Source organism: Psychrobacter sp. KFRI-CH2-11, assembly GCF_038239325.1.
Lineage (GTDB): Bacteria > Pseudomonadota > Gammaproteobacteria > Pseudomonadales > Moraxellaceae > Psychrobacter > Psychrobacter celer.
This window is the reverse complement of sequence record NZ_CP151283.1, coordinates 817,266-829,652: the sequence shown is the minus strand read 5'-3', so window position 1 is coordinate 829,652 and position 12,387 is coordinate 817,266. Positions and strand designations below refer to the sequence as shown.

General features: G+C 43.1%; 6 protein-coding genes and 2 pseudogenes. 3 read left to right on the top strand and 5 right to left on the bottom strand.

The features are described from left to right. Positions 1-133: 133 nt before the first annotated feature. Together AADH33_RS03470 and AADH33_RS03465 are read left to right on the top strand one after the other, a co-directional pair. A pseudogene (locus AADH33_RS03470) lies at positions 134-325 on the top strand (DUF4236 domain-containing protein); the annotation flags it as partial. 439 nt (positions 326-764) lie between these two features. Further along, positions 765-1,205 (top strand): transposase family protein, encoded by a 441-nt coding sequence (locus AADH33_RS03465; RefSeq protein ID WP_348549578.1) that lies wholly within the window; start codon positions 765-767, stop codon positions 1,203-1,205. A gap of 53 nt (positions 1,206-1,258) precedes the next feature. On the opposite strand, the pseudogene AADH33_RS03460 reads toward AADH33_RS03465, so the two are convergent. The 4 genes and pseudogenes from AADH33_RS03460 to AADH33_RS03445 all read right to left on the bottom strand — a co-directional run. Next, positions 1,259-1,375: pseudogene (locus AADH33_RS03460) on the bottom strand (IS5/IS1182 family transposase); the annotation flags it as partial. Between the two features lie 231 nt (positions 1,376-1,606). Then, on the bottom strand, positions 1,607-2,776 hold the full coding sequence (locus AADH33_RS03455) for an HlyD family type I secretion periplasmic adaptor subunit (protein WP_348549577.1): 1,170 nt from the start codon (positions 2,774-2,776) through the stop codon (positions 1,607-1,609). After that, positions 2,769-5,087 (bottom strand): type I secretion system permease/ATPase, encoded by a 2,319-nt coding sequence (locus tag AADH33_RS03450; protein WP_348549576.1) that lies wholly within the window; start codon positions 5,085-5,087, stop codon positions 2,769-2,771. The genes AADH33_RS03455 and AADH33_RS03450 overlap by 8 nt, the downstream gene beginning before the upstream one ends. A 12-nt stretch (positions 5,088-5,099) precedes the next feature. Then, complete coding sequence (locus AADH33_RS03445; RefSeq protein WP_348549575.1) at positions 5,100-6,518, bottom strand: TolC family protein; 1,419 nt, start codon at positions 6,516-6,518, stop codon at positions 5,100-5,102. A gap of 247 nt (positions 6,519-6,765) precedes the next feature. On the opposite strand from AADH33_RS03445, the gene AADH33_RS03440 reads away from it, so the two are divergent. Further along, positions 6,766-7,476, top strand: a complete 711-nt coding sequence (locus AADH33_RS03440; protein ID WP_348549574.1) for a hypothetical protein — start codon at positions 6,766-6,768, stop codon at positions 7,474-7,476. 71 nt (positions 7,477-7,547) lie between these two features. Here the strand turns inward: AADH33_RS03440 and AADH33_RS03435 are convergent, their stop codons facing one another. Next, on the bottom strand, positions 7,548-12,320 hold the full coding sequence (locus AADH33_RS03435; protein ID WP_348549573.1) for a VCBS domain-containing protein: 4,773 nt from the start codon (positions 12,318-12,320) through the stop codon (positions 7,548-7,550). Positions 12,321-12,387: the final 67 nt, after the last annotated feature.

Sequence of the window (12,387 nt, the reverse complement as noted above, 5' to 3'; positions counted from 1 at the left end):
CGATAGAACGATATGCGTCAACTAGTGTCGCCTATTGCTAGTACGTAATTCTGTGAGTGGTTTAAAGACAAAAAAACCTGCCATTTGGGCAGGCTTGATAAATGACATTAGATTTAAAATAGGCGTGAATAGTATGGGTTTTCGATTTAGAAAAAGTATTAAGCTGGCGCCTGGTGTACGCCTTAGTATCACTAAAAAAGAGAGCTCTAGTTTGTCGGTAGGCAAACGCGGCGCGACAGTGAATGTTGGTAAAAAAGGCACACGTGGTACGGTAGGCATCCCCGGTAGCGGCTTGTCGTACTCATCTTATAAAGCACATGACAAACCTTTGAGATCTAAAACTCGCTCCTCATCACCGCACAGTTCTGCTAACAACGTTGATCAGCGTATTATCAGTAATACTGAAAGAAAAGTGAGTGCTTGGCTTGCTATCGGTATCTTGCTATTGCCGATTATTTTTGCCTGGTTCACGTTAAGGCAGGGACACTCGACGGTTAGCCGTGTGGTGAGTATGGGATGGATAATTGTTACTTTGTTCATGCTGCGCTAACATTCAACTGTCTAGGAAATTCATTATCGTATGAATCACCTGTTGTACCAATAGAAGCGATTAAATAATTGAAAAAAATGTTATCCGGCTTAGATAACGTTTTTTTCAATATGTGCTGTTTATAAAAACAGTATTTTCTTGCTTACAGTAGACCTCTTGTAAAAGTAATTGTAAGACACAACGTATATTATTGAACTCTACTTACTTAATAGATATGCCAAACATAGATAAGCTACTCGAACAAAGTGACGCTGGTTTTAAACGCTACACTGGCATTCATAAAGCCACTTTTTATGACATGCTTGAGGCCATGCAAAAGCATGAAGCATCTAAGACTAAATCAGGTAGACCAAGTGTGCTCAGTCTTAAGGAGCAGATACTACTAGCCCTGACTTATTGGCGTGAATACCGCACGCTTTATCATATCAGTATGGACTTTGGTATTCATGAGTCTTCTGCTAGCCGTATCATTCGTAAAGTAGAAGACGTACTTATCGATTCAGGTAAGTTTGAATTACCTAAAAAGCTGCCTAGTCGTGTCGATGACGACATCAATTGGTCAGTCGTCATTGTCGATGCTACCGAAACCCCTATTGAGCGTCCAAAAAAAACCAAAGAGACTACTACAGCGGTAAGAAGAAACAACATACCTTAAAAGCGCAGGTTATCGTCCATTGGCAAACCGGCTTGATACTGGACATGCAAACATCTAAACAATATGGCTTCCATGACTTGTCTGTCGTTTTTCCAAGTATGACAGCCATGAGCCTTCATGCTACTTTGGAGTTGTTCCCATGTATTATCATTAAGCACTGTTCTTGCCATAATTTAGAGAGCCATGTTTGAAATAGTCTCTTTATTTCAAAGCCTTTATACTTACTTTTCCAGATTAGGGACACACCCTAAAATCTCTCAAGTTTATGTTTACAGGATTGACGGCAGGGTTAGGGCGCGTCTTCAATTCACTCAATAGTTATCTAAATGTGTTGAAAACTACTATCAATAAAATATAGCAGATATATGGTAAACGCATCTGCTTAAAGCTTTATACAAGTCTTAACGCTCACCTAACCCTTCAGAGAATGTTTTGGTGATAGGCTTGGTAATATAGGACAGCACCGAGCGTTCTTTGGCTTTGATATCGACTGAGGCTGTCATACCTGGTTTAATGACTATTTCGTCACGGTGGTCTTCAAACTCGGCGCCCGTAATTTTGATTTGCGCTCGATAATACGGCTCTTCACCTTTCGGTGTTTGCTCCATCAGAGTATCGGGACTGATATAAACCACATTGCCATTCATAGCACCAAATATAGAATAATCATAGGCATCCAGCTTGACAGTAGCCACCTGACCTTCTTTCACATAAGCAATATCCATTGGGCTAATCTTGGCCTCAACGATGAGATCGCTACTGGTTGGCAATATTTCCATAATAATCTCACCAGGCTTTACGACCCCGCCAATAGTGGTAATGAGGATATTATTGACTTTGCCATCTGTGGGGGCATATAGGTTTTTTTCTTGCAATACTTGCGAGTAGTCGCGCAGCTGCTCAAGCTCAGTATTGAGCTCCTCTTGCGCCTTGGTCATTTCCGACTGCGCTTCTTCAAAGTATTTATTACGTTTGTTGGTGATTTGCGCCTGTATTTCTGCCACTTGCCGACGGAGCTTAATTACATCAGCCTGACTGACATCTCCATGAGCAAGTAAAGGCTCGTTCATACTCAGCTCTTGATTTGCCAATACCATCATTTTTCGTAAAGAACTAACATCCTGCTCGATAGCACGGCGGCGGCGATTGTACAGTTGCGTTTGATTGTTTATATATTCATCATACTGCAAAATATCATCTGGAAACGTTAATGGTCGCTCATATATTTCAGCTTCAAGTCGAGCCAGCTTGGCTTTTAGCGCTGCTATTTTTGAGCTGATATTAGCGACTGCTGCTTGTGCACGCTCTTCTTCTAAGGTAACGACCAGTTGCCCTTTAGTGACGTCTTCACCTTCTTTGACTAAGATATCAGTCAATACGCCACCCTCAACCGCTTGAATGTCTTGTGTACGAGCACTGGCGATAACAGTTGCTGTGGCTCGAGTCACCTGATCTATTTTTGCAAAATAAGCCCAAATAACTAATACAATGATACCGAATAGAGCGCCCCAAATAATGATACGGGTACGTCCAACTTTAGGATCATAAGACTTATGTTGGTAATTATTCATTGGCTTGCCCTACATTATCATCTTTATCAGACTGATCATCAGCTTTCACTTCAATACTTGAGGTTTTTTTACTGATAACACGAGTTTTTGGTTGGCTGACCTTTACTGCGGTTTTATGAGCAGGTTTTCGCTCTTCATTGCTTTGTAATTGGGCCAGCACTTTTGATTTTGGCCCATCCATCACGATTTGTTGATTGTCCATAATGATGATGCGATCAACCAATTGCAGCAGTGGCATTTTGTGAGTGGCCACGATTAAAGTGTGATCTTCTCCAAAATGCTTATGCAACACATCGATACACTGTGCTTCCTGCCGATTATCCATAGAGGCGGTTGGCTCGTCCATCAATACCACCGAAGGCTTGGTTAATACTAAGCGTGTAAAAGCAACCAACTGTTTTTGTCCTCCTGATAATCCCTTGCCTCCTTCACTAATAGGCAGATCTAAACCACTAGAGTGGCTGGCAACCAGTCTAATCAGTCCCGTCTTGACCAACGCATCATGCATAACGTCATCGCTAGGCGCTGGTAAGCCGATCAATAGGTTTTCTCGTAGCGTGCCCTCAAAAAGGCGATGATCCTGTTGTAGGTAGCCCACTTGCGCACTCAAAGACTCACGACTGATCTGCTGCATGTCAAGCCCATCTAACAAGACCCTGCCCTGTGTGGGCGCATATAATCCAGACAACACTTTTAATAGGGTTGATTTGCCAGAACCAATAGGTCCTAAAACAGCAATACGCTCGCCTGCTTTAATCTGTAGCCTACTGATAGCTAAAGCGGGCTGATCATTATTTTGGTAGTTGAATATCACTTTTTCTAAGTCAAAATTACCTGAGATATGACTGGGCGATAACGGGTGACTGACACCGTGATTGTCTTGCTCTAGTGAGAACAACTGCTCTATATTAAGTTTGGCAGCTTTGGCATGTGAGTGCTGTACCAATAGATTAGGAATACCCATCACTGGTGCTAAAATACGACCGCCTAAGATTGAGCAAGCGATCAAGCCACCCATGGTCATATCTCCTGACATCACTACAAAAGAACCCACAATCACAATACCGACATAGCTGACCTGTTGTATCATCTGTGACAAGTAACTTAAGTTGTCATTGGCATGCTTCATATCCAAATCATTTTTTGTGGTGATGTTCATCACATCAAGCCAGCGTGACAAAAACTTCCAGTTGCCTGATCCGGCCTTAATCGTTTCAACGCCTTCTACCGTCTCTACTAAGATACCTGTCTTGCGATAAGAGGCTTGCGCGCCCACAGCGGCGATACTGTCGATTTTTTTGCGTGCACTAAGACCTAGTACAATCGCCACCACGGCGGCAACAATAGGCACTAAAGCGACTAATGGATTACCAATAATAATAATAAGGGTCACAAATATGATCGCCATCGGTATATCGACCAAGCCAAACAACGTACTTGCTGTATAAAAGCTGCGAACCTGCTCATATCCACGCAGCTGCGCTGCCATAGACCCCACAGACCCTGGCATCTGATCGATACGCACGCCTAATAGACGCTGAAAAACCTCACGTGATAAATACTGGTCGAGATTGACCACCACTTTGTCCATAATCTTGGAGCGGGCAAACTTCATAAAAGTTTCAAATAAGATGACCAGACCTACCCCACTCGCTAAAATAATCAAAGTGTATTCGCTACGAGTTGGAATCACACGATCATAGACCTGCATCGAAAACAGCGATACGGCAAGCGCCAACATATTGATTAAAAACGAGGCAACAACTGCCTCTATAATAATGCCACGGTAGTTTTTGAGGTCTTTTTTTAGAATCTGATCAAAGCTTAACCGTTTACGCTTACTAGGCTCGCCCTCTAATCGTATTCGCAATAGCTGAGTAAAAGCATCACTTGGATGAGCACTCACATGCTCAGCTTGACGAAACTGCCACAGCGCTTGTGGTGTTTGCTGTTCAATCACACCCCAGCCTTGTGTAGGATGTAAGGCCAATAAAGGTAGAAAAGCTGCATCTGGCATGGGTAATGCCTCTGGCAGTTGCTCAACCCCTAATTGCTCCAGTACCTTAACAACACTAGATAGAGTCGTCAGCTCCGTTTGTTGATGCAGCACGCCATGGAGACGGACACTATCTACAGGATAGCCTTGCTGGGTAAGTAAAGTACGTAACGCAGTGGCCAATTGTGTTGCTTGTTCACTCAATTGCTCATCAGCAGTAGGTATCGATAGCTGGGCGGTGGTATTTTCTGCAGCATCATTTGGTAATTCATCATCGGCTTTAGCCTCATCAGAAGCTGAAAAAGGGGTACTCATGATACATATATCCTACTGGTTTACTGGGAGGGAATAAGTGTTTACCCCTGTCGCACTCTTGGGTTTGGCGACATGATCTGATTGCAATACGACTGGCTCAATAACTGCCTGATCGGGCACCTGCCTAGCAGCATCTTGACGAATAAACCAGTTTTTGACGGGATCTAGTGGGCGGAACAGCGGGTCTGGCTGACGACTTTGATCAAACTTCTGCCATGGCATCATGCCAAAATCAACTTGCAGTTTATAATATGCTGCAATAATAGACGTTCGTGTCTCAACCAACTGCGCCTGATATTGAGAATGCTCGCGCACCGCATTGAGCACCTCAAGCCAAGACTTGCGTCCAGCGATAAACTGGCGGCGATAAGAGCTCACCACAATTTGTGCGCCTGCGACTGCTGCGATCAAAGAGCGCTCTTGATCCTTAGCACTAGCAAACTGCTGATATTGGGTTTGGATAGTCTCAAGCACTTGTCGTCTTGACGCTTCTTTTGACTGTGAAAGGCTGTTTACTCGTGAGGCTGATGCCCGGGCTAGTGCCAAATTAGATAGACCCGCTCCTGGATCATAGCTTAAGCCTACCGAAAACTCACCTTCACTATTATTCTGATTGTTGTTTCTATTTTCATCATGATAATAGTCGTATTCGTACTGTGCATAAAAAGTCGGATAACGCGCCGCCTGTAATGACTTAACTTCTTGCTTAGCCGCTTCAACTTGATAGTGCCCTTTTACCACAGTAGGATTATAAAAGCTGGCCTGATCGAATGCCATTTTTTCAAAGGTTTGAGAGTAGCCTTTGGCATAGCTGACAAGCTCACCGATATTCGGCACTGGCAGATCAGCTGCTGACAGCTTACGACCAGTGATTTGCTCTAATCGAGCGATAGCAATACGCTGCTGCTCTACTGCTGCTTGATACGAGTTTTGCTCTTGTAAGATGCGATTGGTTACTAAATCCATCTCGATACGCGCCGATACACCTTGATTGACTCGGCGCTGCATCATTTCCTCAAACTCTGTCAACAGTTGCAGATTGTCATAATAGACTTGCTGCTTAGACACAGCAGTGATATAGCTTTGCCATGCCTCAATGGTGGTTTTGGCGACTTGATTCTGTTGCTCGTAAATATACTCTGTGGCGGCTTTATCATCAAAAAGTGCTTGATTGACGTTGGCAGTAAGTTTGCCACCCGTCCATAATGACTGCCGTAGCTGAAACTGAGAGACCATGCCATCGTCACGGTCATAGCCTGATGACAATGTCGGTGCTGGCAGCAAGTTGAGCTTGGCAGCACGGATACTCTCTGTCGTCGCCTGCTGCTCAGCACGTGCCGAACCAACGAGAGGATGGGTTTCAATCGCTTGGTCAATCAATGTATTGATGTGCGTATCAGTGCTAGAAAAAGCAGAGATTGATATGCTCATAAATAGTATACTTAAGCATAGCCGATATCCTATGATTTTTATAGAAAACAGATTGTTCAATACTAACTGTGACGGAAAATGGTGCAAATAGACTTTCATTTAAGACTCAGTCCTACTACAAAAATAAGAATGCAACATAATATGATGGCTTCTCTGTTGTTTTTTATAAAATAATACAAATATTAGCGCTTACTTAACGTTGCCATTGAAGATTTGATGTCTTTAATATTAACAGAGGGACCAAGATATGACTTTCTCGTCTCGTTCTCCTATAAGAAAGCCGAAAGAGAAACCCGCTCTAACCATTATATTGGCTCTATTACTACATGTATGGCTGGCAATCATTATATATTTCACCGTGTTTGACCATAAAAACACGCCTGAATCACAAGACTTGATGACCAGAGATAAACCTGTAATCAGTGCGCCTTCCAGTACAGAAAACACTAAAGCGACAGCGAATCAGGTCGCAATCAATGATATAGAGGCTATTTCAACTACAGTAAGCATAAATACAGCGGAACCTACCGTACCACAAATGCTTACCTCAAACAGAGATGTTGCAACTCAGAACCATAAGTCGCAAAAGCAATCTCCATCACCCAAGCCCACTTCATCACAAACTCAGTCTTTAACAGAGGAAAATCTCTCTCCTGTAAGTCATGACGATTCAGCTACTTACGATGAACCTATCACTAAAAAGCCACAAAACCTACCCAAGCATCAACTGCAAAAAACCAAAGAATATCAAGTATTAGAGGACGAGATGGACGAAGACAGCGAACAGCTCTCAACGTTGATCAATGAAATCAAACAGCGCAATCAACAGCAGATTGACTCACAACACGTCACCCAACCTATAGAGCCTTCTGTACCCGCAAATCCCACTGATGAAGTGCTGATACCTGATTATCCCATCACCCCTATTACCTCATTAGACAAGTCAAAAAGCAACTAAATACGTAACAAAAAAGCCATCACAAGTATGGCTTTTTTGTTTACATCAAAATTATCTATAAAAAACAGCAGTTATATCACGGTAATATCAGTATCGACATATAGAGTCAACGATGGATCCAATGCGCTCTGATACTGAGCATATCCTGCTTCATTGGTGGTTTGCTGTTGAACAAAATCCGCTGTTAAAGAAACACTATCAGCATTGTCGCCATCAATAAATAGCGTATTGTTGCTATCAGTTATATTGATGACATCACTGGTAGTAAGATTAGTCAATGACTGTGCACCATCACCTAACTCAATAAGTTCCATATTATCAATCTTATTGCTATCAAAGCTACTAAAATCAATACTGGTATCTACCAGTAGCGTATCAAAACCTGCACCACCATCCATCGAAGCTTTATCTGCTGAAAACTCAATGGTGTCATTATTGCTACTTGAAATATTCAGCGTTTGTTCAGCATAAGCTGTATCACCATCCTTATCTTCTACTGAGAAAGAAATGTCTTCTTTATACGCGGTACCGTCAAAATTAGGTTTAGCGTAATAAGTGTAATCTCCTGACTCAAAGTTTAGAGCAATAGTACCACCAGCTACAGTTTGAATGGTAACCGTGGTACTTTCTTGGTCGTAAGTACCCCCATTGACGCCTTCTACAGTCATACCCCCTGTGGTACGGCTATAAGTATAAGTACTTCCATCTACAGTAAAACTCAGAACATTGCCTCCATCAGCGCCGTATCCCGCCGTTATTCCTTCTGTAACACCACCTTTAATCAAATTCGTGGTACCTTGAGGTCTATTTTCAAACGCCGACCCTTCAAACAAGGCATCTAATTGATTTATATCAGTTACTAAAATAGCAAGTTCACTATCGTTATCTTCACTTTTTTGTCCATCAAAAGAGATAGGTGATATAGAGTCAACAGAATCCACATCTCCTATCGCAAATGCATAAGACTTAATATTGTTTGCAATTAAAAAATCTGTCCATATTTTTTCTTCACCAGGCTGAATACCTGTATCCTCATCACCACTGTAACCAGGAGATAACGAATTTACTCCACCTTGCCCGTAAGCAGGCTCACCATCTGTTAAAAAGTAAGAATAGTTTTCCGCGCCTTCGAGCTTCCCAGGTTTGTCAAAACCTTGTATAGCAAGATCAAGGGCAGCATCATAATTGGTACCACCACCCTTAGTACTTGCATTATTAATGAAGCTCTTAGCATCAGTTGCTGTCATCCATACATCTTGCGTAGAAGCTTCACCATCAAATAATGTTATTTGTACCATGACGTCACCCATTCCTGAATAACTATCAATCAATTTGTTAATTGCATTTTTCGCGACATCTAAACGAGTTTCGGTATAAGAATTAGTATAGTCTGCAAGTGCCTCCATACTACCTGATATATCTAAAATAACTGATAAATTAAAAGCTGCAGGCTCTATGAATATAGAGATGTCTCCTGAATCAACGACAGGAGAGTCATCTTCCACTGTTACGACGAGATCTCCACTTGATAATATCTCTGTACCATTATTTACCTGTAACTCAAATGTAAGATCTATCTCATCTTCAATATTTTTCTCAGGATGATCAATCGCATGTAGTAATGTCGTTTCATATGATGCCACATAATCCAAACCATCAGCTTCAACGTCATTTACCTTTATAGTCATAACATCAGTCGCAGGCTCACCTACATTCAAAACTACTTGCCCTGTCAGAGTGTCTGTATCACTATCCCAGTTCCAGACAACATCTTTGCCTTGTACTGTAATACCCTCTGGCCCTGTCAGTTGAATACTGAGATCGGCTAAAGGAATATTTTGTGCTGCAGTTAGCACTATTTGACCCATAGCCGTAGTTTCATTAGTAGTGTCCTTGTTTCCTTTTTCATCAGCAAGACCACTCTCTAATCCTTCCTCCGAGACATTAACAGTCGTTGCCGAAAGTACCGGAGCATCCGTACGACCATTAATAGTAATAGTTAACGTGGCCTCTGAGGTGTCGCCATCAGCATCAGTAATGGTGTATTTGATACTGTCTGTTAATGTATCACCATCATTCAGCGCATTCACGTCAGTATTATCATTATCAAGAGTATAGGTATAGGTGCCATCAGCATTGATGACAAAGCTACCATAGAGACCTGCTTCAGTTTTCGCTTCAACAGCAGGTGCCCCTTTACCATCCACGCCAAAGTCATCATTGGTGGTCACAGTACCACTAGCTATCAACTGGGTGTCTTCTGTCACGCTATTGGCATCATCTTTAGCAACAGGGGCACTGTCGGTAATGGCAATGTCTAAACTGCCACTGCTGGTCTTGCCGTTGCTGTCGGTGGCGATAATAGCAATCTCATCTACGACAGGGGCATCTTCAGTGTGCTCTTGTACTTCTGGATCATAACTGTAGCTCACCTCTCCTGTCGCAGGGTCATAGCTCTTAACAACCAACGTCCCTTTACCCGTGTTAATGGTGGTTTCTGCAATGGTGCCATCAGCTGCTACCGCTATCTCAACACCACCAACGCTGATGGTAGTGAGGATAGTGTTCGGATCTGCAGGATCTGTTGTGACTGTAAAGCTACCATCAACAGGACCATCACCCTCATAAACGGTTTTGTCACCAAGACCATTAGGGTTCTCAGGCGTAGCTGGGTTGCCTTCGTTCACTGGGCCATTCGGTTCAGTGGGATCAGCGGGTTGAGGATCTACAGGTACATTCGGTGGTATCTCAATCGCCGGATTGCTATCCGTACGACCATTAATAGTAATAGTTAACGTGGCCTCTGAGGTGTCGCCATCAGCATCAGTAATGGTGTATTTGATACTGTCTGTTAATGTATCACCATCATTCAGCGCATTCACGTCAGTATTATCATTATCAAGAGTATAGGTATAGGTGCCATCAGCATTGATGACAAAGCTACCATAGAGACCTGCTTCAGTTTTCGCTTCAACAGCAGGTGCCCCTTTACCATCCACGCCAAAGTCATCATTGGTGGTCACAGTACCACTAGCTATCAACTGGGTGTCTTCTGTCACGCTATTGGCATCATCTTTAGCAACAGGGGCACTGTCGGTAATGGCAATGTCTAAACTGCCACTGCTGGTCTTGCCGTTGCTGTCGGTGGCGATAATAGCAATCTCATCTACGACAGGGGCATCTTCAGTGTGCTCTTGTACTTCTGGATCATAACTGTAGCTCACCTCTCCTGTCGCAGGGTCATAGCTCTTAACAACCAACGTCCCTTTACCCGTGTTAATGGTGGTTTCTGCAATGGTGCCATCAGCTGCTACCGCTATCTCAACACCACCAACGCTGATGGTAGTGAGGATAGTGTTCGGATCTGCAGGATCTGTTGTGACTGTAAAGCTACCATCAACAGGACCATCACCCTCATAAACAGTCTTGTCACCAAGACCATTAGGGTTCTCAGGCGTAGCTGGGTTGCCTTCGTTCACTGGGCCATTCGGTTCAGTGGGATCAGCGGGTTGAGGATCTACAGGTACATTCGGTGGTATCTCAATCGCCGGATTGCTATCCGTACGACCATTAATAGTAATAGTTAACGTGGCCTCTGAGGTGTCGCCATCAGCATCAGTAATGGTGTATTTGATACTGTCTGTTAATGTATCACCATCATTCAGCGCATTCACGTCAGTATTATCATTATCAAGAGTATAGGTATAGGTGCCATCAGCATTGATGACAAAGCTACCATAGAGACCTGCTTCAGTTTTCGCTTCAACAGCAGGTGCCCCTTTACCATCCACGCCAAAGTCATCATTGGTGGTCACAGTACCACTAGCTATCAACTGGGTGTCTTCTGTCACGCTATTGGCATCATCTTTAGCAACAGGGGCACTGTCGGTAATGGCAATGTCTAAACTGCCACTGCTGGTCTTGCCGTTGCTGTCGGTGGCGATAATAGCAATCTCATCTACGACAGGGGCATCTTCAGTGTGCTCTTGTACTTCTGGATCATAACTGTAGCTCACCTCTCCTGTCGCAGGGTCATAGCTCTTAACAACCAACGTCCCTTTACCCGTGTTAATGGTGGTTTCTGCAATGGTGCCATCAGCTGCTACCGCTATCTCAACACCACCAACGCTGATGGTAGTGAGGATAGTGTTCGGATCTGCAGGATCTGTTGTGACTGTAAAGCTACCATCAACAGGACCATCACCCTCATAAACGGTTTTGTCACCAAGACCATTAGGGTTCTCAGGCGTAGCTGGGTTGCCTTCGTTCACTGGACCATTCGGTTCAGTGGGATCAGCGGGTTGAGGATCTACAGGTACATTCGGTGGTATCTCAATTTTTGGCTCAGATAGCTCAGTTGGCTCTGGGTCTTTGTTATCTTTAATAAATGGCAATGGAATTAGTCCTAAACCAAGCCACCATGGGAAACCTGCTGGAGCAGCTATCCACCACGGCACTACCATTTCTTCACCACCTAACGCCTGACCTTCAACATCACCTATTTCCAGTTGAGTTACATAATCATAAACCTCACCTGTATCTGGAATATAATGGTAATATTCACCATCTTCAGCGATACCAACTAATGCACTGTCTGGGTTATCATAAAAACCTTGTATAATAAGATCGCTTTCTTGACCTTCTTCTTCAAATGAAACATGTAAGTCATTTTTCAGACGTTTAGTGATGATATGGTTAGGCGCTCGACCGATAGCAGTATCATGAAACTCATAATTCACCTTATCCATAGCTTTAATAATGGTAGGCTTACCGTCCTTGGTCACGACTTGTACTTGATCTATGGTTTGAGTCGCATCATTTGTCTTCACAATAATCGTATTCATTTTTATCTCTCATATTCTTCAATCAAAATTTTAGAACTTTACAGTCTTATGTATTAAGATGTCTAAA

Excerpts from the sequence above, each read along its gene's own strand:
- AADH33_RS03435 (WP_348549573.1), bottom strand. The coding sequence starts at position 12,320 with ATGAATACGATTATTGTGAAGACAAATGATGCGACTCAAACCATAGAT.
- AADH33_RS03455 (WP_348549577.1), bottom strand. The coding sequence starts at position 2,776 with ATGAATAATTACCAACATAAGTCTTATGATCCTAAAGTTGGACGTACC.
- AADH33_RS03465 (WP_348549578.1), top strand. The coding sequence starts at position 765 with ATGCCAAACATAGATAAGCTACTCGAACAAAGTGACGCTGGTTTTAAA.
- AADH33_RS03440 (WP_348549574.1), top strand. The coding sequence starts at position 6,766 with ATGACTTTCTCGTCTCGTTCTCCTATAAGAAAGCCGAAAGAGAAACCC.
- AADH33_RS03450 (WP_348549576.1), bottom strand. The coding sequence starts at position 5,087 with ATGAGTACCCCTTTTTCAGCTTCTGATGAGGCTAAAGCCGATGATGAA.
- AADH33_RS03445 (WP_348549575.1), bottom strand. The coding sequence starts at position 6,518 with ATGAGCATATCAATCTCTGCTTTTTCTAGCACTGATACGCACATCAAT.